General features: G+C 71.8%; 18 protein-coding genes. 4 read left to right on the top strand and 14 right to left on the bottom strand.

What is annotated here, in order from left to right:
• Positions 1 to 22: 22 nt before the first annotated feature.
• The 3 genes from GTY56_RS36850 (at position 23) to GTY56_RS36860 (ending at position 3,703) form a co-directional block, all read left to right on the top strand.
• The gene (locus tag GTY56_RS36850) at positions 23 to 1,297 is read left to right on the top strand and encodes an MFS transporter (RefSeq protein WP_161369615.1); all 1,275 of its coding nucleotides are present in this window, start codon (positions 23 to 25) and stop codon (positions 1,295 to 1,297) included.
• 95 nt (positions 1,298 to 1,392) lie between these two features.
• Entirely contained in the window at positions 1,393 to 2,535 is a 1,143-nt protein-coding gene (dnaN, locus tag GTY56_RS36855) for a DNA polymerase III subunit beta (protein WP_161369616.1), read from the top strand.
• Positions 2,536 to 2,686: 151 nt separating this feature from the next.
• On the top strand, positions 2,687 to 3,703 hold the full coding sequence (locus GTY56_RS36860; RefSeq protein WP_161369617.1) for a sigma-70 family RNA polymerase sigma factor: 1,017 nt from the start codon (positions 2,687 to 2,689) through the stop codon (positions 3,701 to 3,703).
• On the opposite strand, the gene GTY56_RS36865 is transcribed toward GTY56_RS36860, so the two are convergent.
• The 10 genes from GTY56_RS36865 to GTY56_RS36910 all read right to left on the bottom strand — a co-directional run bounded on the left by GTY56_RS36865 (position 3,587) and on the right by GTY56_RS36910 (position 15,281).
• Positions 3,587 to 3,973: an STAS domain-containing protein gene (locus GTY56_RS36865; protein WP_161369618.1), complete on the bottom strand. Its 387-nt coding sequence runs from the start codon at positions 3,971 to 3,973 to the stop codon at positions 3,587 to 3,589. The genes GTY56_RS36860 and GTY56_RS36865 overlap by 117 nt on opposite strands.
• A gap of 108 nt (positions 3,974 to 4,081) precedes the next feature.
• The gene (locus tag GTY56_RS36870; protein ID WP_161369619.1) at positions 4,082 to 4,675 is read right to left on the bottom strand and encodes a Uma2 family endonuclease; all 594 of its coding nucleotides are present in this window, start codon (positions 4,673 to 4,675) and stop codon (positions 4,082 to 4,084) included.
• A gap of 96 nt (positions 4,676 to 4,771) precedes the next feature.
• Positions 4,772 to 6,055: a thymidine phosphorylase gene (locus GTY56_RS36875; RefSeq protein ID WP_161369620.1), complete on the bottom strand. Its 1,284-nt coding sequence runs from the start codon at positions 6,053 to 6,055 to the stop codon at positions 4,772 to 4,774.
• A gap of 85 nt (positions 6,056 to 6,140) precedes the next feature.
• Entirely contained in the window at positions 6,141 to 6,545 is a 405-nt protein-coding gene (locus tag GTY56_RS36880) for a cytidine deaminase (protein ID WP_161369621.1), read from the bottom strand.
• Positions 6,542 to 7,807, bottom strand: coding sequence for an ABC transporter permease (locus GTY56_RS36885; RefSeq protein ID WP_161369622.1), 1,266 nt, complete (start codon positions 7,805 to 7,807; stop codon positions 6,542 to 6,544). Before GTY56_RS36885 ends, GTY56_RS36880 begins: the two co-directional genes overlap by 4 nt.
• Positions 7,804 to 8,922 (bottom strand): ABC transporter permease, encoded by a 1,119-nt coding sequence (locus GTY56_RS36890; protein ID WP_161369623.1) that lies wholly within the window; start codon positions 8,920 to 8,922, stop codon positions 7,804 to 7,806. Before GTY56_RS36890 ends, GTY56_RS36885 begins: the two co-directional genes overlap by 4 nt.
• Positions 8,922 to 10,493: an ATP-binding cassette domain-containing protein gene (locus GTY56_RS36895; RefSeq protein ID WP_161369624.1), complete on the bottom strand. Its 1,572-nt coding sequence runs from the start codon at positions 10,491 to 10,493 to the stop codon at positions 8,922 to 8,924. The genes GTY56_RS36890 and GTY56_RS36895 overlap by 1 nt, the downstream gene beginning before the upstream one ends.
• A gap of 210 nt (positions 10,494 to 10,703) precedes the next feature.
• Positions 10,704 to 11,753, bottom strand: coding sequence for a BMP family lipoprotein (locus tag GTY56_RS36900; RefSeq protein WP_161369625.1), 1,050 nt, complete (start codon positions 11,751 to 11,753; stop codon positions 10,704 to 10,706).
• A 435-nt stretch (positions 11,754 to 12,188) separates the two neighbouring features.
• A complete protein-coding gene (locus GTY56_RS36905) occupies positions 12,189 to 13,232 on the bottom strand; it encodes a BMP family lipoprotein (RefSeq protein WP_161369626.1) in 1,044 nt (347 codons plus the stop codon).
• Between the two features lie 816 nt (positions 13,233 to 14,048).
• Positions 14,049 to 15,281 carry a M20 family metallopeptidase gene (locus GTY56_RS36910; protein WP_161369639.1) on the bottom strand — a complete coding sequence of 411 codons (1,233 nt, stop codon included), beginning with the start codon at positions 15,279 to 15,281 and terminating at the stop codon, positions 14,049 to 14,051.
• A 298-nt stretch (positions 15,282 to 15,579) separates the two neighbouring features.
• Here GTY56_RS36910 and GTY56_RS36915 point away from each other — a divergent pair, with 298 nt between their 5' ends.
• Positions 15,580 to 16,308: a class I SAM-dependent DNA methyltransferase gene (locus GTY56_RS36915; protein ID WP_524540182.1), complete on the top strand. Its 729-nt coding sequence runs from the start codon at positions 15,580 to 15,582 to the stop codon at positions 16,306 to 16,308.
• A gap of 289 nt (positions 16,309 to 16,597) precedes the next feature.
• Here the strand turns inward: GTY56_RS36915 and GTY56_RS36920 are convergent, their stop codons facing one another.
• Genes GTY56_RS36920 through GTY56_RS36935 form a run of 4 tightly spaced genes read right to left on the bottom strand, consistent with a single transcriptional unit; the run spans position 16,598 to position 21,426 of the window.
• Positions 16,598 to 17,779, bottom strand: a complete 1,182-nt coding sequence (locus tag GTY56_RS36920) for a ferritin family protein (RefSeq protein ID WP_161369627.1) — start codon at positions 17,777 to 17,779, stop codon at positions 16,598 to 16,600.
• 47 nt (positions 17,780 to 17,826) lie between these two features.
• The gene (locus tag GTY56_RS36925; RefSeq protein ID WP_161369628.1) at positions 17,827 to 18,765 is read right to left on the bottom strand and encodes an N-acetylneuraminate synthase family protein; all 939 of its coding nucleotides are present in this window, start codon (positions 18,763 to 18,765) and stop codon (positions 17,827 to 17,829) included.
• A gap of 13 nt (positions 18,766 to 18,778) precedes the next feature.
• On the bottom strand, positions 18,779 to 20,044 hold the full coding sequence (locus tag GTY56_RS36930) for an N-acylneuraminate cytidylyltransferase (protein WP_161369629.1): 1,266 nt from the start codon (positions 20,042 to 20,044) through the stop codon (positions 18,779 to 18,781).
• A gap of 35 nt (positions 20,045 to 20,079) precedes the next feature.
• On the bottom strand, positions 20,080 to 21,426 hold the full coding sequence (locus GTY56_RS36935; RefSeq protein WP_346345665.1) for a DUF6716 putative glycosyltransferase: 1,347 nt from the start codon (positions 21,424 to 21,426) through the stop codon (positions 20,080 to 20,082).
• Positions 21,427 to 21,538: the final 112 nt, after the last annotated feature.

A 21,538-nucleotide genomic window follows, 5' to 3' on the forward strand; every position in this document is an offset into this window, starting at 1 on the left:
GCGTCGTCCGTAGGTTCGAGGCATGTCTCCCGCCAGTACCGGGGCGTCCACGATCGTGGGCGCCGATGCCTCTGTTCCCACCCCCGATTCACGTGTCTCACCAGGCGGCCCCGGCTACCGCCGGATGAGCTTCGCCCTGTTCCTCGCGGGTGTCGCGACCTTCGCGCTGCTGTACTCCACCCAGGCGCTGCTCCCCCTGATCTCCGGCGAGTTCGGGGTGGCGGCGAGCGACGCGAGCTGGACGGTGGCCGCCGCGACGGGCGGGCTGGCGCTGTTCGTGCTGCCGATGAGCGCCCTGTCGGAGCGCTTCGGGCGCCGGGCGGTCATGACCGCGTCGCTGGCGGTGGCCGTCACGCTCGGGCTGCTGGTGCCACTGGCCCCCTCCCTCGGTGTGCTGATCGCGCTGCGGGCGCTCCAGGGTGCCGCCCTCGCCGGGCTGCCCGCGTCGGCGACGGCGTATCTCGCGGAGGAGGTCAGCCCGAAGGCGCTGATCACGGCGATCGGACTGTTCGTCGCGGGCAACAGTGTCGGCGGGATGAGCGGCCGGGTCATCACCGGCTGGGTCGCGCAGGAGTGGGGCTGGCGGATCGCCGTCGGGGTCATCGGTGTGATCGCGGTGGCGTGCGCGGTGGCCTTCCGGCTGCTGCTTCCCGCCCCGAAGCACTTCAGGGCCGGTTCGCTGCGGCCGCGCGTCCTGGCCGGGACGGTCCGCGCCCACCTGTCCGACCCGCTGCTGTGCCGGCTGTACGCGATCGGCGCGCTGTTCATGACGGTGTTCGGCGGCGTGTACACGGTCATCGGCTACCGGCTGACCGAAGCGCCGTTCTCGCTGCCGCAGGGCATCATCGGCTCGATCTTCCTGGTGTACCTGGTCGGCACGGTGTCGGCGTCGACGGCGGGCCGGCTGGTCGGGCGGCTGGGCCGGCGGGGCGCGCTGTACGCGGCGGGCGGTACGACGACGGCGGGCCTGCTGCTGTCCCTGGCGGGCTCGCTCGCGCTGGTCCTGGCGGGCCTGGTCCTCATCACGGCGGGCTTCTTCGCGGGCCACGCGGTCGCCTCCTCCGCGGTCAGCAAGACGGCCACGCACGGCCGCGCCCAGGCGTCGGCGCTGTACCAGTCCGCGTACTACATCGGATCCAGCGCGGGCAGCACGGTCGGCGCGATCGCCTTCCACGCGGGCGGCTGGGCCGGGACGGTCGGGGTCGGACTCCTGGCGGTCCTGGGCGTCGTCACGATCACGGTCTTCGGTACCCGGGCGGCCCGGCTCCAGCGCCGTGAACTGGCCACGGCCGCCTGAGACTCGGCGGCACCCCCCTGGTCGGGACCGGTTGTCAGTGGGTGCGGATAACGTCCGCGCCGGCTGATCACCGGTTCCGAACAGGGGGATTTTTCATGGAGTTCCGCATCGACCGTACGGAGTTCGCCGATGCCGTGGGCCGGGCGGCCCGCGCGCTGCCCGGGCGGACACCGGTGCCGGTGCTGGGCGGGCTGCTGCTGGAGGCGGACGCGGGGCGGCTGGCCGTGACGGGCTTCGACTTCGAGGCGGCGGTACGGGCGGAGGCCGACGCGGAGGTCCCCGCGCCCGGGCGGGTGCTCGTCCTGGGGCGGCGGCTGCTGGACGTCTGCCGGGTGCTGCCGGACGGGCCGGTGGGCTGTGTGCTGGAGCGCTCGCGGTTCACGGTGGAGGCGGACGGTACGCGCTTCGGGCTGTCGACGCTGCCGCTCGCGGAGTACCCGTCCCCGCCCGGGCCGCCCGCGCCCTACGGCACCGTCGACGCCGCCGCCTTCGCGACCGCCGTCGCCCAGGTGGCGGTCGCCGCCGGACGCGACGACACGCTGCCCCTGCTGACGGGCGTACAACTGCGCCTCGACGGCGGGAAGATGACCCTGTCGGCCTCGGACCGCTACCGGTACGCGGTGCGGCGGCTGGAGTGGAAGCCGGAGGCCGCCGCCGGTGACGGGGTCGTGGAGACGCTGCTGCCGGCGCGGCGGCTGCTGGACGTGGCGCGGTCGCTGGGGCGCTGCGGGGACCTGCGGATCGGGTGGGAGCCGGGCGGGGGCGGCGGGCTGGTCGGCTTCGAGGGCGGGCGGACGCGCACCGCGCTGCGGCTGCTGGACGGGCGGCTGCCGGCGTACACGTCGCTGTTCGACATGGCGGGGGCCGCGGTCGCCGAGGTGACGCGCGAGGACCTCACGGAGGCGGTGCGGCGGGTCGCGGTGGTGGCGGAGGCGAACAGCCCCGTGCGGCTCGACTTCTCGGCGGGCGGATCCGTGCGGCTGCGCGCCGGCTACGGCGACGACGTGGCGGCCCAGCGGCTGCCCGCCACGCTGACCGGCGCCGACGAGATGCCGGTCGCGTTCAACCCGGCCTACCTGCTGGACGCCCTGACGTCCTTCGAGAGCCCGCGGGTGCGGCTGGAACTGCTCGGGGCGGGGCAGCGGGCGCTGTTGCACGCGGTGCCGGACGAGGCGGATCCGGTCGCGGCGGCCGGCGAGCACCTGCATCTGCTCATGTCGGTCAAGGAGCTGGTGTGAAGACCGGCGCTCTGGTCGGGCCGGTTTTGGATCACCTGCTCCCACCTGCGCCTTTGTGCGCTCGGGGGGTCGTTGTCAGTGGGCTGCGGTAGCTTCCGAAGTGCTGGGGCGCAAAGGCGCGTGAACAGAACGTCCACAGGGGTGGGTGGAGATGGCGAACGGCACGACGGCACCGACGGATCTGGACAGCAGGCTGGAGGCACACCGGACGGAGCTGACGGGATACTGCTACCGGATGCTCGGCTCGTCCTTCGAGGCGGAGGACGCGGTGCAGGACACGATGATCCGCGCCTGGCGCAGCTACGACAAGTTCGAGGGCCGCTCCAGCCTGCGCTCCTGGCTCTACCGCATCGCGACCAACGTGTGCCTGGACATGCTGACCGCGGGCAACAAGCGCGCCCGGCCCATGGACCTGACCGAGTCCACCCCGCTCGCCCAGGCCGCCCTCACCCCCCGACCGGACAACACCTGGCTGGAGCCCATGCCGGACGCCCGTGTGCTGCCCACCACCGGTGACCCGGCGGAGGCGGCGATCGCCAAGGAGTCCGTGCGGCTCGCGTTCATGGCCGCCCTGCAGAAGCTCCCGGCCAAGCAGCGGGCCGTGCTGATCCTGCGCGAGGTCCTCGCCTGGAAGGCCAGTGAGGTCGCCGAGCTGCTGAACACCTCGGTGGCGTCGGTGAACAGCGCCCTCCAGCGGGCCCGCGCCACCCTCGCCGAGCGGCAGGAGCCGGGCGCCGAGGCGGCCGTCTCCGACCCGCTGGACGAGGACCAGCAGAAGCTGCTGGACCGCTATGTGGCGGCCTTCGAGGGCTACGACATGACGGCGCTGACGACGCTGCTGCACGAGGACGCGGTCATGACGATGCCGCCGTTCGACCTGTGGCTGACCGGCACGCGCGACATCACCGGCTTCATGACCACCCTCGGCGCGCCCTGCGCGGGCTCGCGGCTGGTGCCCGTCCAGGTCAACGGCCTGCCGGGGTTCGCCCAGTACAAGCCGGACCCCGAGAAGGGCGGCTTCACGCCGTGGGCGGTCCAGGTGCTGGAGATCTCAGACGGCCGGATCACCGGGTTCCACTGCTTCCTCGACACCCAGCGCTGGTTCCCGCTCTTCGACCTCCCCCTCCACCTCGAAGCGGAGACCGACCAGGTCGAGCAGGGCGCGTAGGGCCGGGTCGGGGTCGCGCAGCCGGATCCGCCCCCCGGCGCGGCGGGCGGCGAGCTGAAGCCTCGCCAGCAGGTCGACGGCGGCGAGGCCCGGCGGCCCCAGGCCCGCGACATCGCACACCACGACCCGGGCACCGCTGCCGTGCAGCAGTGCCCGCACATCCTCACTGAGCCCTCTCACCTCGTCCCGGGTGACGGGGCCGGGCAGTACGAGCACGGGCGGTGTCATGGCGTCCACGATCGGTAGACCGGGCGGGCGGCGGTAACTCATCGCGGCTGTCCGTCCCGCGGTTGGCTGTATGCCTCAACGATCCGGCCCTGCCGCGCCCGCTGCCCTCGTCACCGGCGGTGAGGCGCCGTGCGGCTGCGCTGGGGTGATTCAGTGCCCGGCGAACTCGCCGGTGTCGAGTTCGAGGCCGAAGGGCTCGGGCAGCGCGATGCGTTCTCCGAACTTGCCCGCATCGAGGACCCGGTGGACATCCCGTGGCGGTTCGCCGTAGAGCGTGATGGTGGGGCCGCCGGGGGCCCAGCCGTCGATGAGCAGGTACAACGGCACACCCGCCTGGGCGCAGCCTGCGGCCTTCTTGATCCGGTCGTGCGCCGCGTTCGACTTGGACGTGATCTCGACGATGAGTTCGGCGGCAGCCGCTGGGATGAAGTTGCCACCCTCGTCACGCAGCACCTGCCTGGGGGCTACGGCGAGATCAGGGATGTAGAGCCCGTCACGGGACGGCACCGCCGTACCCAGAGTCTGGTAGATGCCCCAGTGCCTGGGGACGACCTCGTACAGGGCTCGCTGAACCAAGTCGGCGATGTCGTTGTGGGCGTTGGACGGCGGCGGTGCCACGGAGACGATCCCCTCGATGATCTCCACCTTGCAGCCCTCTGGCGCGTCCGTCTCCTGCCAGATCCGGACGAGGTCGTCCCACTCGTGCCCGTTGGTCGGCGAGTGGTCGACGGTGAGTGCGCTCATGGCGGGACGCCAATCAGTGCGTCACCGGTCCCAGCATGCCGAACGGGACCGGCGGGGGTCCACCGGTCCCGTTCACCCGAAGGGGAAAGCCCCAGGTCAGGCGATCCGCTCCAGCACCACCGGCGACGCTGTGAAGGCCGTTCCCGGTGCTGCGATGTCGTAGGAGCCCTCGACCGACTGGAGGGCGTACTCGAAGCGCTCCGGTGTGTCCGTGTGGAGGGTCAGCAGGGGCTGGCCCTCGGTGACCTCGTCACCGGGCTTGGCGTGCATCTCGACGCCCGCGCCCGCCTGGACCGGGTCCTCCTTGCGGGCACGGCCCGCACCGAGACGCCAGGCCGCGACGCCGATGCCGTAGGCGTCGAGGCGGGTCAGGACTCCGGAGGAAGGGGCCTTGATCACGTGCTGCTCGCGGGCCACCGGCAGCGCCGCGTCCGGGTCGCCGCCCTGGGCCGCGATCATGCGGCGCCACACGTCCATGGCCGAGCCGTCGGCCAGGGCCTTCGCCGGGTCGGCGTCCTTCACCCCGGCCGCTTCCAGCATCTCGCGGGCCAGGGCGATCGTCAGCTCGACCACGTCCGCGGGGCCGCCGCCCGCCAGGACCTCCACCGACTCGCGGACCTCCAGGGCGTTGCCGGCGGTCAGGCCGAGGGGCGTGGCCATGTCGGTGAGGAGCGCGACCGTCCTGACGCCGTGGTCCGTGCCCAGGCCGACCATCGTGGAGGCCAGTTCGCGGGCGTCCTCGATGGTCTTCATGAAGGCGCCGGTGCCGACCTTCACGTCCAGGACCAGCGAGCCCGTGCCCTCGGCGATCTTCTTGGACATGATCGAGGAGGCGATCAGCGGGATGGCCTCGACCGTGCCGGTGACGTCCCGCAGGGCGTAGAGCTTCTTGTCGGCGGGGGCCAGTCCGTCGCCCGCCGCGCAGATCACCGCGCCGGTGGTGTCGAGGACGTGCAGCATCTCCTCGTTGGACAGCAGCGCCCGCCAGCCGGGGATCGCTTCGAGCTTGTCGAGGGTGCCGCCGGTGTGGCCGAGGCCGCGGCCGGACAGCTGCGGTACGGCGGCTCCGCAGGCGGCGACCAGGGGGGCCAGCGGCAGGGTGATCTTGTCGCCGACGCCGCCCGTGGAGTGCTTGTCGGCGGTCGGGCGGGACAGCGACGAGAAGTCCATGCGCTCGCCGGAGGCGATCATCGCGGCGGTCCAGCGGGCGATCTCGCGGCGGTTCATGCCGTTCAGCAGGATCGCCATGGCGAGGGCGGACATCTGCTCGTCGGCGACCTCCCCGCGGGTGTACGCGTCGATGACCCAGTCGATCTGCGCGTCGCTGAGTTCACCGCGGTCCCGCTTGGTGCGGATGACGGAGATGACGTCCATGGCCATGGCTTGGCTTCCTTCCGAGGGTTCCAGAAGCCGTACGGCCCCCCTGAGCCGGTCGCGTGAGCAACTCAGAGGGGCCGCACGGGGGTTACTTGCTGAGGTGGTCCGGGCCGAAGGCCTGGGGCAGCATCGCGGACAGCGGCAGGACCCCCGCGGGGGTCTCCAGCAGGAGGTCCGGGCCGCCGAACTCGTGGAGCAGCTGGCGGCAGCGCCCGCACGGGACCAGTGTGTCGCCGTTGCCGTCGACGCAGGTGAAGTGCGTCAGACGGCCACCGCCGGTGTTGTGCAGCTCCGACACCAGGCCGCACTCGGCGCACAGGCCGAGTCCGTACGACGCGTTCTCGACGTTGCAGCCGGAGATGATCCGGCCGTCGTCGACCAGGGCCGCCACGCCGACCGGGTAGCCGGAGTAGGGGGCGTACGCCCGGGACATGGCGTCCCGGGCCACCGCACGCAGCTTCTCCCAGTCGACGGCGGGACCGGCGCCGGTCACTTGCCCTGCCCCTTCCGGTACGGCATGCCGTTCGCCCTCGGCATCCGCAGCCGCTGCGCGGACAGGGCGAGGACGACCAGGGTGATGACGTACGGCGTGGCGGAGACGACCTGGTTCGGGACCTCGTCGGTGGTCGCGTACCAGGCGAACACCAGGGCTCCGGCGACCAGCGTGCACACGGCCGGGACGTACTTCTTGCGGACGACCAGCCAGATCGCGCCGATGATCAGCAGCAGCGCGCCGAGCAGCAGCAGGGCGTGGACGTTGGCGGAGCCACCGCGCAGGTTGAGGCTGTCGGTGTAGCCGAACAGGCCCGCGCCGAGGGCGAGGCCGCCCGGCATCCAGTTGCCGAAGATCATCGCCGCCAGGCCGATGAAGCCACGTCCGCTGACCTGGCCCTCCAGGTAGAAGGGGTTGGCCACGATGGACAGGAACACACCGCCGAGGCCGGCCAGGCCGCCGGAGATGACGACGGCGATGTACTTGTACTTGTAGACGTTGACGCCGAGGGACTCGGCGGCCACCGGGTTCTCGCCGCAGGAGCGCAGGCGCAGGCCGAAGGCGGTGCGCCACAGGATCCACCAGGTGGCGGGGATCAGCGCGACGGCGATCAGCGTCAGCCAGGACACGTTGGTGACGAGGCCGCCGAGCAGGCCGGCGAGGTCCGAGATCAGGAACCAGCCGTGGGCGTTGAGGTCCCGCAGGGCGTCGGACAGTCCGGGGACCGTGAAGTTCCCGAGGGATTCCACCGCCGGGGACTGCTTGGCGGAGCCGCCGGTGTGGCCCTCGAAGGCGAGGGGCGCGAGGTAGCGGGTGGCGCCGAGGGCGAGGATGTTGATGGCCACACCGGAGACGATGTGGTTGACGTTGAAGGTGACGGTGACGAAGGCGTGCAGCAGACCGCCGATCGCACCGCCGGCGATGCCCACCAGGACACCGGTCCACGGCCCCCACTGGAAGCCGGCCCAGGCGCCGAACCAGGTGCCGAGGATCATCATGCCTTCGAGGCCGATGTTGACCACGCCCGCGCGCTCGGCCCACAGACCGCCGAGACCGGCGAGGCCGATCGGCACGGCGAGCTGGAGCGCGGTGGACATCTGGCTGACGTTGGTGATGCCGTCGGCGCCCGTGATGATCCGGACGATCGAGGTGAGTGCCAGGCCTCCGGCGATGACGAGCAGCAGGACGGGCCACGACAGGCGTCGGCCGGTCGGCGCCGCGGGCTGCAGCGAGGGCTGGTTGACGTCGGTCGCGGTGGTCATCGGCCAGCCACCTCCTTCGTGTTCTGGGCGCCGAGGACGTGACCGGCGGCGAGTTCGGCACCGACGCGGCGCTGCTGGCGGCGCAGGCCCCATTCGCGGACGGCCTCGTAGGAGACGACGACCGAGAGCACGATCAGGCCCTGCATGATGACCGCGATCTCCTTGTCGTAGCCGTGGAAGTCGAGCTCGGGCGAGGCCTTGTCGAGCCAGGCCCACAGCAGGGCGGCGAAGGCGATGCCGACGGGGCTGTTGCGGCCCAGCAGGGCGATGCCGATGCCGAGGAAGCCGATGCCGGTGGGGAAGTTCAGGCTGTAGGTGTGGGTGTCGCCGAGCAGGATCGGCAGGCCGGCGAGGCCCGCGATGCCGCCGGAGATCAGCATGGCGCTGAGCACCATGCGCTTGGGGTCGACGCCGCTGGCCGCGGCGGCGGTCTGCGAGGCGCCGGAGGCGCGCAGGTCGAAGCCGAAGCGGGTGCGGTTGAGGACGACCCAGTAGCCGATGCCGAGCAGCACGGCGAGCAGCACCAGGCCGTAGATCTCGCCGGCCGCGCCGATGGGGATGCCGGGGATCCAGCCGGACTCGTACATCTCGCCGGTGGTGTTGTTGTTGCCGACCTTCACGCCGAAGACGTCCGGCAGCCACAGGTAGGCGATCACGGAGGTGGCGATCGCGTTGAGCATGATCGTGGCGACGACCTCGCTGACGCCGCGGGTGACCTTGAGGACACCGGCGATGCCGGCCCAGAAGGCGCCGGTGAGGACGGCCGTCAGGAGCAGCAGCGGGACCTGGATCGCGGCGGGCGTGTTCACGTGGGCGCCGACGATGGCGGCCATCATGGCGCCGAGCTGGTACTGGCCGTCGACGCCGATGTTGAACAGGTTCATCCGGAAGCCGATGGCCACCGCGAGGGCCGCGATGTAGTACATCGAGGCCTGGTTGATGATCAGGACCTGGATGTCGGAGAAGCCGAGCTGCTCGAACATCAGGGCGAACGGTTCGAAGGGGCTCTTGCCCGAGGCGAGCAGCACGATCGCGCTCAGGACGAAGGCCACGGCCAGCGCGATGACCGGTCCGGCCACCGCGAGGAGCAGGCGCTCCTTGTCGAACTTCTTCATCAGCGGGCCTCGTCTTCCGGAGACTCGGGGGCGTCGGCCTTCGAGATCTCGGGGGTGTCGTCGTGCTCCAGGTGACCGGTGGCGGCACCGGTCATGGCCGAGCCGAGCTCCTCGGGGGTGATGGTGGCCGGGTCGGCGTCCGCGACCAGCTTGCCGTTGTAGATCACACGCAGCGTGTCGGACAGGCCGATCAGCTCGTCCAGGTCGGCGGAGATCAGCAGCACGGCCAGGCCCTCGCGGCGCGCCTCGCGGATGTGGTCCCAGATGGCGGCCTGGGCGCCGACGTCCACGCCCCGGGTGGGGTGTGCGGCGATGAGGAAGCGCGGCTTGTGGCTCATCTCGCGGCCGACGATCAGCTTCTGCTGGTTGCCGCCGGACAGGGAGGCGGCGGTGACGTCGATGCCGGGGGTGCGGACGTCGTACTCCGTGACGATCCGCCGGGTGTCCTCCTGGGCCGCCTTCGGGTCCAGCCAGACGCCCTTGGCCAGCGGCTTCTCGGTGACATGGCCGAGGATGCGGTTCTCCCAGAGGGGTGCCTCCAGGAGGAGGCCGTGGCGGTGCCGGTCCTCGGGGATGTAGCCGATGCCCTGCTCGCGGCGGCGGCGGGTGGGCCAGGCGGTGATCTCCTCGTCGGCGAGCCGGATGGTGCCGGTGTCGGCGGACCTCAGGCCGATGAGGGCGTCGACGAGCTCGGTCTGGCCGTTGCCCTCGACGCCGGCGATGCCGAGGACCTCGCCCGCGTGGATGGTGAAGCTGATGTCGTCGAGGAGGGCCTTGCCGCCGGGGGCCGCCAGGCGCAGCTTGTCGACGCTGATCACCGGCCGGTCGGTGACCGTGGACTCGGCCGTCTCGGGCGTGGGCAGCTCGCTGCCGACCATCATCTCGGCGAGCTGACGGGGCGTCGTCTCGGCGGGGACGGCCGTGCCGACGGTGGTGCCGCGGCGGATGACGGTGATCTCGTCGGCGACGGAGAGCACCTCGCCGAGCTTGTGGGAGATGAAGATGACCGACAGGCCCTCGGAGCGCAGTTCGCGCAGGTTGGCGAAGAGGGCGTCGACCTCCTGCGGCACGAGCACGGCGGTCGGCTCGTCGAGGATGAGGGTGGTGGCGCCGCGGTAGAGGACCTTGAGGATCTCCACGCGCTGGCGGGCGGCGACGCCGAGCTCCTCGACGAGGAGGTCGGGCTCGACGCCGAGGCCGTAGCGCTCGGAGAGTTCCTTGATCTTGCGGCGGGCCTTGGCGCCGATGCCGTAGAGGTTCTCGCTGCCGAGGACCACGTTCTCCAGGACCGTGAGGTTGTCGGCGAGCATGAAGTGCTGGTGGACCATGCCGATGCCGCGCACGATGGCGTCGGCCGGCGAGGAGAAGCTGACCTGCTCGCCGCTCACGGCGATGGTGCCCTCGTCCGGCTTCTGCATGCCGTAGAGGATCTTCATCAGCGTCGACTTGCCGGCGCCGTTCTCGCCGACGAGGGCGTGCACGGTGCCCTTGCGGACGGTGAGGTGGATGTCGTGGTTGGCCACGACCCCGGGGAAACGCTTGGTGATCCCGGCGAGTTCGACGGCGGTCACCGATTCGTTGACCGCCGCTCCGGCCGGAGGGCTGCTGGACGCTTTGATGGCGCACTCTCCTGGGGACGGGGGTCGTCTACGCGCGTAGCGCCCCTACGGCATACAAAGGGGCCGACGCCCCGCGGCAACGGGGTACGAGGAGCAGCTCCCCGTACCCCGTCGAGCGGACGTAACCCCGGGGGTTACCGCCTGCTTCGAGGCAGTCGCTCGTCAGCTGCTCTTGACCTTGATCTCGCCGCTGATGATCTTCTCCTTGGCCGTCTTGATGGCTGCCTGAAGCTCGGCGTTGTCCGCGAACTTCGGGTTGGAGTTCGACAGGCTCACTTCGCCGGTCTTCAGATCGCCACGAACGATACCGGTCTCGGGCTTGCCGTCCTCGACCGACTTCGCCAGGTTGTACACCGCCTTGGCGACGTCCTTCATCGCCGAGGTCAGGATGGAGTCCTTGTACTTGGCGAGGGCTTCCTGCTGGTACTGGTCGGAGTCGACACCGATGGCCCACACCTTGTTGGCGGCGGCGGCCTCGATGACACCCTGGCCGGACAGGCCGGCGGCCGCGTAGACGACGTCGGCCTTCTTCTCGATCTGGCCCTCGGCAGCCGTCTTGCCCTTGTCGGGGCTGGCGAAACCGCCCTCCTCGGCCGTCTGGGTGAGGTACTGGGAGAGCACCTTGACCTTCGGGTCGGTGTCCTTCACGCCCTGCGCGAAGCCCGCCTGGAACTTGTGGATCAGCGGGATGTCCACACCGCCCACGAAGCCGACGACCTTGCTCTTGCTGGTCTTGGCGGCGGCGACGCCGGCCAGGTAGGAGGCCTGCTCCTCGTTGAAGACCAGGTCGGCCACGTTCTTGGTGTTGATCGTGGAGTCGTCGACGATGCCGAAGGTGGTGTCCGGGAACTTCTCGGCAGCACCCTTCACGGCCGAGGCGTACGCGTAGCCGACACCGATGACCGGGTTGTAGCCCTGCTTGGCGAGGGAGGCCAGGCGCTGCTCCTTGTCGGCGTCCGTCTCACCCTCGGTGGGCTCCACGTCGGCCGTCTGGTACCCGAACTCCTTCTTCGCCTGCTCCAGGCCCGCGTACGCGGCGTCGTTGAAGGACTGGTCGCCCTTGCCGCCGACGTCGTAGGCGATGGCGAGACCCTTGTCGCCCTTCGAGTCCGACGACCCGGCGGAGGTCGAGGTGCCGCCGCAGGCGGAGAGCGCGAGGGCCAGGGAGGCGGTCGCTGCGCCTGCGACCGTGATCCGGGAAATCCGGCGCATGTGTGGGTGCTCCTGTCGTACAACGAGGTCGCACAGCGCCGGGACGGTTCAGCTTCAGCGCTGGCTTCGCCGCAGATTAACGCGCGTAGACCTGCCTGAAAACCCCTTCTGTCCACCTTGTTATGCGCCCGTGGCCAAGCCATCACCGGGCCTTGGCCGGGGCGTTGCCGACCGCAAACGGGGGGTGGCGCTGGGTGATCCGGTCGGATCCGCGCCGGGCCGGTCCTGTGCCGGTTCGCGCGGGGTGGGGCCCGGCATCGGCGTGTGCGTGTGCCCTGTGCGTCGTCGGCTGCGGCCGGGCAGCGGGCGGGCGGCGATTCGGAAGGGGGCACGGCGAGTTCATCCGGCAGCCGGGGAGCGTGCGCCGGTACGGGAAGCACAGAGCGGGCGGACACCCTGGGGTGTCCGCCCGCTCTGCCGCCTCCGGGGGCGGTACTACTCGGTCTTCACCTTGATGGAGCCGTCGTCGATGCCCTGCTTCGCCTTGTCCACGGCCTCCTTGAGGCCCGCGACCTTGGCGAACTCCGGGTTCGACTCGGACAGGCCCACGCCGTTGACCTTCAGGTCGAAGGTCTTGGTGCCGGTCAGCGGCTTGCCGTCCTGGACCGACTTGGACAGCGCGTAGACCGCTCCGCCGACGTCCTTGAGCGCGGACGTGAGGATGTAGTTCTTGTACGGGGCCAGAGCGGCCTGCTTGTACTGGTCGGAGTCGACGCCGATCGCCCAGACCTTGGCCTTGGCGGCGGCCTCGATCACGCCCTGACCGGACAGGCCGGCGGCCGCGTAGAGCACGTCGGCCTTCTTCTCGATCTGGCCCTCGGCAGCGGCCTTGCCCTTGTCCGGGCTGGAGAAACCACCCTCCTCAGCCGTCTGGGTCAGGTACTGCGACAGGACCTGGACGCCGGGCTTGGTGTCCTCCACGCCCTGCTTGTAGCCGGCCTCGAACTTGTGGATCAGCGGGATGTCCACACCGCCCACGAAGCCGACGACGTCCGACTTCGTGGCCTTGGCGGCGGCGACGCCGGCGAGGTACGAGGCCTGCTCCTCGGCGAAGACGAGGGAAGCGACGTTCTTGCCCTCGACCACGGAGTCCACGATGCCGAAGGTGGTCTTCGGGTACTTGGCGGCCACGTTCTTCATCGCCGGGCCGTAGGCGAACCCGACGCCGATGACCGGGTTGTAGCCCTGCTTGGCCAGGGAGGCCAGGCGCTGCTCCTTGTCGGCGTCCGTCTCGCCCTCGGTGGGCTCGATGTCGGCCGTCTTGTAGCCGAACTCGTCCTTGGCCTTGGTCAGGCCGGCGTAGGCGGCGTCGTTGAAGGACTGGTCGCCCTTGCCGCCGACGTCGTACGCGATCGCGACGCCGCGCTCGCTGCTGTCGCTGTCGCCGCTGTCGCTGCTGGTGCCGCCGCAGGCCGTGGCGACGAGCCCGAGCGACGCGACCCCCACCGCGACGCGGGTCAGTTTGGAAATCCGACGCATCTGAAGTTCCCCATTCTCCAAAGCCCCGCAGTGGGTGCTCGGTTCGGCGCACATTAACGCGCGTAGACACTCCTGGGAACGGTTCGCCGCGGGGCCGTTATCCATTCGTGCCGATGGCCGGTTACGCCCTTGTGAACCACGGGATCGAACGGGGTCGAAAGGTGTACTCGGGGACACGGCGCGTGTCTACCTCGCCACGCGCTCCAGGCTGCCGTGGGGCTGCGCCGCTCGCAACCGGGGGGCGTTGTGGGGGGGTGTCCGGTTGCCCCGGGGTGCTGGGGTCATGGGTCGTGTGCGGGGGCGTCGTGGCTGGTCGCGCAGTTCCCCGCGCCCCCAAAGACGGTCAGCTTCCCCTCGGCCCCGGGGAAGGGCAGGTCCCCGCCCGCCGGGGCGCCGGGGCGCGGGGCCTGAAGCCGTGGCCGTGGCCGTGGGCGGGGGCGTCGTGGCTGGTCACGCCGTTCCCCGCGCCCCCAAAGACGGTCAGCTTCCCCTCGGCCCCGGCGAAGGGCAGGGCCCCGCCCGCCGGGGCGCCGGGGCGCGGGGCCTGAAGCCGTGGCCGTGGCCGTGGGCGGGGGCGTCGTGGCTGGTCACGCCGTTCCCCGCGCCCCCAAAGACGGTCAGCTTCCCCTCGGCCCCGGCGAAGGGCAGGGCCCCGCCCGCCGGGGCGCCGGGGCGCGGGGCCTGAAGCCGTGGCCGTGGCCGTGGGCGGGGGCGTCGTGGCTGGTCACGCCGTTCCCCGCGTCCCCAAAGACGGTCGGAGACCGCCGCCCCGGCACAATGGCCGGAATCCCAGGTCGGGTTCCTCCGGGTGGGTGCCTAGCGGAGGCCGTTGACCAGGGCTGCGGCTGTGAAGAGTTCCACGCCTACCGTGATGGCGGACTCGTCGACGTCGAAGTCACCCTGGTGGAGGTCGCGCACGTGGCGTTCGCCGGGGGTGCGGACGCCCAGGCGGGCCATCGCGCCGGGGACGTGCTCCAGGTACCAGGAGAAGTCCTCGCCGCCGAGGCTCTGCTCGGTGCCCTCCACGGACTCGACGCCGCGCCGGGCGATCATGGCCTCGCGCAGCAGTTCGGTGACGCCGGGCTCGTTGACGACCGGCGGGACGCCGCGCACGTAGTTGATCTCCGACTTGGCGCGGTGGAGGTTGGCGACCTCGTCGATCGCCGCGACCACGACGTCGGGGGCCTGCCGCCACGCCTCGATGTCGAGGCAGCGCACGGTGCCGGAGAGCTCGGCGTGCTGCGGGATCACGTTCGGCGCGTGGCCCGACTCGACGCGGCCCCAGGTGATGGCGAGTCCGCTGCGGCTGTCGAAGCGACGGCCGACCAGCGCGGGCACGTCGGTGACGACGCGGGCCGCGGCGGTGACCAGGTCGGTCGTGAGGTGGGGGCGGGCGGTGTGGCCGCCCGGGCCGTCGAGGCCGATCTCCAGCCGGTCGCAGGCGGAGGTGATGGGGCCCTCGCGGAGCCCGATCTTTCCGGCGTCCACGCGGGGGTCGCAGTGCAAGGCGATGATCGCGCCGACGCCTTCCAGTGCCCCGCTCTTGATGGCGTCGGCGGCGCCGCCGGGCAGCACCTCCTCGGCGGGCTGGAAGATCAGCCGGACGGGACGGGGCAGCGCGCCCTGCCGGTGCAGCTCGGCGAGGACCAGGCCGGCACCCAGGACGACGGTGGTGTGCACGTCGTGGCCGCAGGCGTGCGCCCGGTCGGGCACGGTCGAGCGGTACGGGCACTCCGTCTTGGTGTCCGGGATGGGCAGGCCGTCGATGTCGGCCCGCAGGGCGAGCATGCTGGGACCGCCGTCCCACTGCTCGCCCTCCACGCCGATGTCACAGACGAGGCCGGTCCCCACGGCGAGCACGCGCGGCTTGAGGCCCGCCCGCTCGAGCCGCTCCTTGATGGCGGCGGTCGTGCGGAACTCCTGGTTGCCGAGCTCCGGGTGCATGTGCATGTCGCGTCGGAACGCGATGAGCTCGGCCCGCAGGGCGTCGGGCAGTGCACCGGGAAGTACGGCTCCGCCGGGAAGATCGACCTCGGACTCCAGTGACATCAGTGGCTTCACCCTTTGAAGGGTAGGGCGCCGAGGCGGTCGACCGACCCTGGATCAACAAAACTTCAACCCGAAAGGGGAAGAAAATATGACCGCCGGACGCATAGCTATCAAGTGAGATGGGTATGCTCGCCTGCCTTTTGGGCCTGGGCGGGCCATCCATCTCCCGGAGTGTGACTTCGAACACACCAGTGCCACGGCTCCGGTATCCATCCATCCTCTCCACGGATACCACGCTCTGCGCGGCGAACACGGGCTCGTTCATCTGCCGGACGAGCGCCCCGCTAGTCTGCGCGCCGTGCGCTCCCCCGATTTCTTACAGTCCACGCAGGCCTCGTACGACTCCATCGCCGAGGCCTACGCCGCCGAACACCCCGACAGCCTGGCCGGCAGACCACTGGAGCGGGCCCTGCTGACGACCTTCGTGGAGCTGGTCCGGGCAGCCGGGACGGCCGGGCCGCCGGTCGCGGACATCGGCAGCGGTCCGGGGTACGTGACGGCCCGGCTGCACGAGGCCGGGCTGCCGGTGTTCGGGATCGACATGTCGCCCCGCATGGTGGCCCTGGCCCGCCGGACGCACCCCGAGCTGCGCTTCCACGTCGGTTCGATGACGGCGCTGGACCTGCCGGAGGACACGCTGGGCGGCATCGTCGCGCTCTACTCGATCATCCATGTGCCGGACGCTCACCTGCCGTCCGTCTTCGCCGGGTTCCGCCGGGTCCTGCTGCCGGGCGCTCCCGTGCTGCTCGGTTTCCAGTCCGGGGACGAGGACGGGCACCAGCGCCTGACCGAGCGCTACGGCCGGGAGATCTCGCTCGACTACTACTGGCGCACGCCGGACACGGTCGCCGCGCACCTCGAAGCGGCGGGCCTGGAGATGTACGCCCGGGTGCTGCGCGCGCCGCAGGGCGAGGAGAAGATGCCGCGCGCGTTCCTGCTGGCGCGCCGGCCGGCGCCGGCCGGTGCGCCTGTCACGGACCAGGCGCCCGCAGCTCCGGTGCAGGCCACCGACGCGGCTTCCGGCTGACCGGCCGGACGCGGCGCGGCGCAGGCGAGTCGGCTCCGCGTCCCCGGCCGCACCTGCCGGGCGGGACGGTGGCCGGACGGATCCGCGCGACGCGAGCGGCCCGGCCACGGCGACCGCACGGTACCGGCGCGGGCAAGGCCGGGCACGCGTGCAGATCCGGCCTCGTCGGATCCGCTCGGCTTCCCGGACGGCCATGACCCGGGGCGTTCACCGGGCCCGCACGGCGCCGGAGGCCGGCGTGCGGGCACCGGCCTCCGGCGGCCGCTGTGACCGATCCGCCGGGGTCGCCTCAACCCGCGGCCACCGCGCCGGCGGCCCCGGGCGTCGCGGCCGGGCCGGTCGGACCTACCGGGCCCGGTGGGGCCGTGAAGCCCGCCGTGCCCGCCGATTCCGTGGGGCCGGCCGGCTTCGGTGTGGCCGTCGGGGACAGCCGGTGGACGTCCCGGGCCGTGCCCGTGACGCCGGACAGGAAGCCCTGGGCGCGTGGCGAGGCGCTGTCGGTCAGCCAGGCCGGGTCGATGTCGCAGACCGCCACGCGGACCTCCGTGCCGGACAGGGCGAGGGGCAGGGTGTGGACGACCGTGGAGGGGAAGCTGAGGATGGTGCGGCCGATGGGGCCGCGGCGGGCGATCAGTTCCAGGGGCAGCTCGGGCCTGACGATCTCCAGGCCCGTCTCGACCGCGAGGCGGTGGAGCTTGTCGGTGCTCTCGCGGCGGTGGGCGAAGTAGCGCGTGGCGCCGTGGGTCTTCGCCAGGGCGCGCACGGCCTCCAGGTAGCGGCCGTCGTCCACCACACCGGTCTCCACCAGGGACGTGCCCACCAGGTCGGCGCCCTTGGTGATGCGGGGCGGGCCGAAGCGGGCCCGGGTCCAGGCGAAGGTGTTGGCGCCGACCGTGACGCCCGCCGGGGTCTCCTCCATCGGCATGGAGGAGAAGATCTCGATGCGGCGGCTGCCGGAGGGGGTCAGGCGGCGGCGGGCCGAGGCCGACACCGGCGCGAAGATCACGTCCCGGGGGCCGGGGCGACCGCCCTTGCGGTGCCAGCGCACCAGCCGCTCGCCCCGGGCCAGCTGCCCGACGAACTCCATGGTCGCCGTGCCGTCGTCGACGACGACCAGGTCACGGGCATGGGTGATCGTCAGCAGCAGCTGGACGTAGCGGGAGAAGGGGTCCCCCAGGACGACCCGGCGTGCCCTGCGGAGCAGGCCGGTCAGGCCGCCGATGGTCCGGAAGGGCGCCAGGGGGCCGCCGCGCGCTTCCTCCCAGCGGACCTCGTGCCCCTCGTCGCGGGCCAGGTCGGACATCCGCCGCAGCTGGCCGCGCGTCATCGGGTCGCGGGGCGACAGCACCACGAGGGTGAGCCCCACGCCGGGGGCGTGCGCGTGCGCCCACTCCAGCACGTTCAGCAGCTGTACCGGGCTCTCGACGAAGGCGAGAGTGTGGGGGCCGGCGTTCCCGGCGCGGGGGCTCATCGACGTACGACCGTCCCGTCGTAAGGGGGGTTGTGGAGGTGGTGCGTTCAGACGCCGACCGGCTCGCCCGCGGCCGTGGCGATCTCCGCCTCGGCGACCACGCCGGCCACGCGGCGCAGCTTCTTCATCGGGCCCAGCTCGGACTCGTAGACCTTCTTGACGCCGTCGCCGAGGGAGGCCTCGATGGTGCGGATGTCGCGGACGAGACGGGTCAGGCCCTGCGGCTCGACGGAGGCGGCCTGGTCCGAGCCCCACATGGCGCGGTCGAGGGTGATGTGGCGCTCGACGAAGGTGGCGCCCAGGGCGACCGCGGCGAGGGTGGTCTGCAGGCCGGTCTCGTGGCCGGAGTAGCCGATCGGGACGTTCGGGAACTCCTGCTGGAGGGTGTTGATGACCCGCAGGTTGAGCTCCTCGGCCTTGGCCGGGTAGGTCGACGTGGCGTGGCACATCAGGATGTTGTCGGAGCCGAGGACCTCCACCGCGTGGCGGATCTGCTTCGGCGTCGACATGCCGGTGGAGAGGATCACCGCGCGGCCGGTGGAGCGCAGGGCCTGGAGCAGCTCGTCGTCCGTGAGGGAGGCGGAGGCGACCTTGTGGGCCGGGACGTCGAACTTCTCCAGGAAGGCGACGGCCTCGGTGTCCCACGGGGAGGCGAACCAGTCGATGTTCTTGGACTTGCAGTAGTCGTCGATGGCGCGGTACTCGTCCTCGCCGAACTCCACGCGGTGGCGGTAGTCGATGTAGGTCATCCGGCCCCAGGGCGTGTCGCGCTCGATGTCCCACTGGTCGCGCGGGGTGCAGATCTCCGGGGTGCGCTTCTGGAACTTGACGGCGTCGCAGCCGGCCTCGGCGGCGGCGTCGATGAGCTTGAAGGCGTTCTCCAGCTCGCCGTTGTGGTTGATGCCGATCTCGCCGCAGACGTAGACCGGGCGGCCGGGGCCGACCTCGCGCGAACCGAACCGGCGGATACGGGAGTTGGTGCTCATGGCAGAGATGTCCTTACTTGGTGAGGGAATCGAGAGAGGGGCCGAGGATCCAGCTGGCGATCTCTCGGATCGCGCCGTCGCCACCGGGGACGGTGGTGACCGCGCGTGCGGCGCCGCGCACGACGTCGTGGGCGCTCGCGACCGCCACGGGCCAGCCCACCAGGGCGAAGCACGGGAGGTCATTGACGTCGTTGCCGACGTAGAGCACGCGCTCCGGCGCGATGCCCTGCTCCTCGCACCACTGCTTCAGCGCGAGGTCCTTGCGGTCGATGCCGTGCAGGACCGGGAGCTTGAGCTTCCGGGCCCGGGCGGCGACCACAGGGTTCTGTTCCGTGGACAGGATCAGCATCTTCAGGCCGCTCCTGCGGAGGGCCGCGATGCCGAGTCCGTCTCCGCGGTGCACGGAGACGAACTCCCGTCCGTCGGAGTCGACGAGCACCCGGTCGTCGGTCTGGGTGCCGTCGAAGTCGAGGACGACCGCGTCGATGTCGTCGGCGGTCGGGAGGGCGCCGGGCCGGTCCGCGTCGAAGAGCGGGGCGAGGGCCCGGGCGCGGGCGAGGTCGTGCGGGTCGTCGATCTCCAGCACGCGCGCGGGGTCGGTGCGGACCAGTTCGGTACGGCCGAAGAAGCGGTGCTGGTGCTTGCGGAAGCCGGTCGCCTCCATGGCGTAGGCGGCGCCGGTCTCCAGCAGGTCCTGCGGGCGGTCCTGGCGGCGGGGCCGGAAGGACTTGTCGTGGTTGACGCCGTAGCCGCCGCCGAGGGCCGCGTCGGCCTCGGAGATGCTGCCCGCGGCCACCTCGTCGTCGGCGTCGCGCCAGACGAACCCGTGGAAGGGCGCGACGGTGACGGCGGTGTCGGCGCCGTTCTCGACGATCGCGCCGGCGACCCCGTCGATGTCCTCGCGGACGATGAACGGGCTGGTGCACTGCACGAGCAGGACCACGTCCACGACCGCCCCGTGCAGGGCCTCGTGGGCGTCCATGGCGTGCAGGACGGCGGCCTCGGAGGTGGCGGTGTCGCCGGCGATGGCGGCGGGCCGCAGCACGACCTCGGCGCCGGCCTCCCGGGCGGCGGCCGCGATGGCCTGGTCGTCGGTGGAGACCACGACGTCGGTCACCAGCCGGGCCGCGCGGCACTCGCGCACCGTCCGCGCCACCAGCGGGACGCCGCCGACGGGGAGGAGGTTCTTGGCGGGCACGCCCTTGGAGCCGCCGCGTGCGGGGATCACCGCGAGCACGCGGCGCACGGAGGCACCTCGGCCCGTTTCCGGTCGGGACATGGGGTCTTCTCCTTGGGCAGGGGTGTCGGGGCGGCTCACAGCTCGCCCATCCGCCGGATGACGGGCGCCACGCGCTGCACGCCGTGCCGGTAGGCGCCGCGCGCCGCCCGGCGCACGATCTGCCGGACCGGTCCGGGGTCCTTGTCGGCGGCGGGCGCGCCCGGCAGCGGGGCGCCGTCGGGGCCGAGGTGGTGGCGGGCGAGGATCCCGGGCAGATAGCCGGGCGCGGTGACGGGGGTGTAGTACGGGTCCAGCGGGGGCAGGCCACCGGGCCGGTCGAGCAGCGCGGCGATGCGGCCCCGGGCCGCGTCGAAGGCGGAGTCGTAGGAGCCGTCCGCGGCCACGCCCTGGCGGGAGACCCACTCCTCGTCGGGCACGGGCCGGTGCCCGGCGTCGAGCTGGTCCCAGGAGGCGAGGCAGCCGGAGCCCACGAAGTGGTGGTTGCCGAGCGACTCGCGGATGCCGAGGTCGGTCAGGACGACCGTGGGGATCCGTCGGTGCAGCGACTCCAGGGCGGCCGTGGAGCTGACCGTCACCAGCAGGTCGGTGCGGTCCAGGACCTCGCCCATGTTGCCGTACACCAGGCGGAAGTTGGCGGGCGGTTCGAGGCGCTGCACCAGCTTCTGGTACGGCAACTCCTCGATGTGGGTGGTGTGTTCGCCGGGCTTGGAGCGCAGCTTCAGCAGCACCTCACGCTCGGGGTGCCGGCGGGCGTGCTGCACCAGCCGGTTCAGCAGGTACGTACGGTCCTTGCGGCTCTCCGGGACGGAGGGCTGGGCGGCGAAGACGACCGTGCAGGGGTCGTGTTCGCCTTCGTACGGCGCGCCGCCGAGGAAGGGCAGGGCCACCTCGGTCACCGCCGACGCGTCCGCGCCGACCCCTTCGTACACGGCCCGGAAACGGTCCGCGTCCTGGCGGGAGTTGGCGAGGACGAGGTCCGCGCCGTGCCGCAGCAGCAGGCCGTCGGCGAGCTTCTCATAGACGACGCCGACGTAGCCGGTGACGACGACGGGCCGAGCGGTTCGGTCCTGCCAGGCGTGCTTCAGGCCGTGCAGCATCGCCTGCACACCGCCGCCCACGAGGGAGAGGACCAGGACGTCGTAGGACTCCTCGGCCATGGCACGCAGGAACTCGACGGCGGTGACCTCCCGCAGTGAGTCGGCGCGCACGCCCACTTCCTGAAGCTGGCGCGGGGTGGGCGTCGCCCGGCCGCGCAGCAGGAATCCGTCGAGGCGGGGGCGGACTTGCGCGCCCTCCCGCGATGCGGTTTCCATGGACGGTCCCGGGGCGATGCGGTCCGCGGTCAGCGCACCCCATTTCCATCGGGTGTCGGAGTCCGCGAGGACCGCGATTCGCGGGCGCTTCGGTGTACTTACTGGCACGCCGAAGACGCTAGGAAGCGAATCCTAGGTATGGCGGAACCGCGACTCAACGAAAAGTTAACAACAGCCCACCGAGAGCCGAACTGGCCTGCTGGAAGGCGGGAAGTACACG

Origin of the sequence: Streptomyces sp. SID5643 (assembly GCF_009872555.1) — a bacterium.
GTDB lineage: Bacteria > Actinomycetota > Actinomycetes > Streptomycetales > Streptomycetaceae > Streptomyces > Streptomyces iakyrus.

Bases quoted from the DNA above. Each gene is read 5' to 3' on its own strand.
- GTY56_RS36865 (WP_161369618.1), bottom strand. From the start codon at position 3,973: ATGAGTTACCGCCGCCCGCCCGGTCTACCGATCGTGGACGCCATGACA.
- GTY56_RS36910 (WP_161369639.1), bottom strand. From the start codon at position 15,281: ATGTCACTGGAGTCCGAGGTCGATCTTCCCGGCGGAGCCGTACTTCCC.
- GTY56_RS36875 (WP_161369620.1), bottom strand. From the start codon at position 6,055: ATGGCCATGGACGTCATCTCCGTCATCCGCACCAAGCGGGACCGCGGT.
- GTY56_RS36930 (WP_161369629.1), bottom strand. From the start codon at position 20,044: ATGTCCCGACCGGAAACGGGCCGAGGTGCCTCCGTGCGCCGCGTGCTC.
- GTY56_RS36920 (WP_161369627.1), bottom strand. From the start codon at position 17,779: ATGAGCCCCCGCGCCGGGAACGCCGGCCCCCACACTCTCGCCTTCGTC.
- GTY56_RS36870 (WP_161369619.1), bottom strand. From the start codon at position 4,675: ATGAGCGCACTCACCGTCGACCACTCGCCGACCAACGGGCACGAGTGG.
- GTY56_RS36885 (WP_161369622.1), bottom strand. From the start codon at position 7,807: ATGACCACCGCGACCGACGTCAACCAGCCCTCGCTGCAGCCCGCGGCG.
- GTY56_RS36850 (WP_161369615.1), top strand. From the start codon at position 23: ATGTCTCCCGCCAGTACCGGGGCGTCCACGATCGTGGGCGCCGATGCC.
- GTY56_RS36905 (WP_161369626.1), bottom strand. From the start codon at position 13,232: ATGCGTCGGATTTCCAAACTGACCCGCGTCGCGGTGGGGGTCGCGTCG.
- dnaN (WP_161369616.1), top strand. From the start codon at position 1,393: ATGGAGTTCCGCATCGACCGTACGGAGTTCGCCGATGCCGTGGGCCGG.
- GTY56_RS36925 (WP_161369628.1), bottom strand. From the start codon at position 18,765: ATGAGCACCAACTCCCGTATCCGCCGGTTCGGTTCGCGCGAGGTCGGC.
- GTY56_RS36890 (WP_161369623.1), bottom strand. From the start codon at position 8,922: ATGAAGAAGTTCGACAAGGAGCGCCTGCTCCTCGCGGTGGCCGGACCG.
- GTY56_RS36900 (WP_161369625.1), bottom strand. From the start codon at position 11,753: ATGCGCCGGATTTCCCGGATCACGGTCGCAGGCGCAGCGACCGCCTCC.
- GTY56_RS36860 (WP_161369617.1), top strand. From the start codon at position 2,687: ATGGCGAACGGCACGACGGCACCGACGGATCTGGACAGCAGGCTGGAG.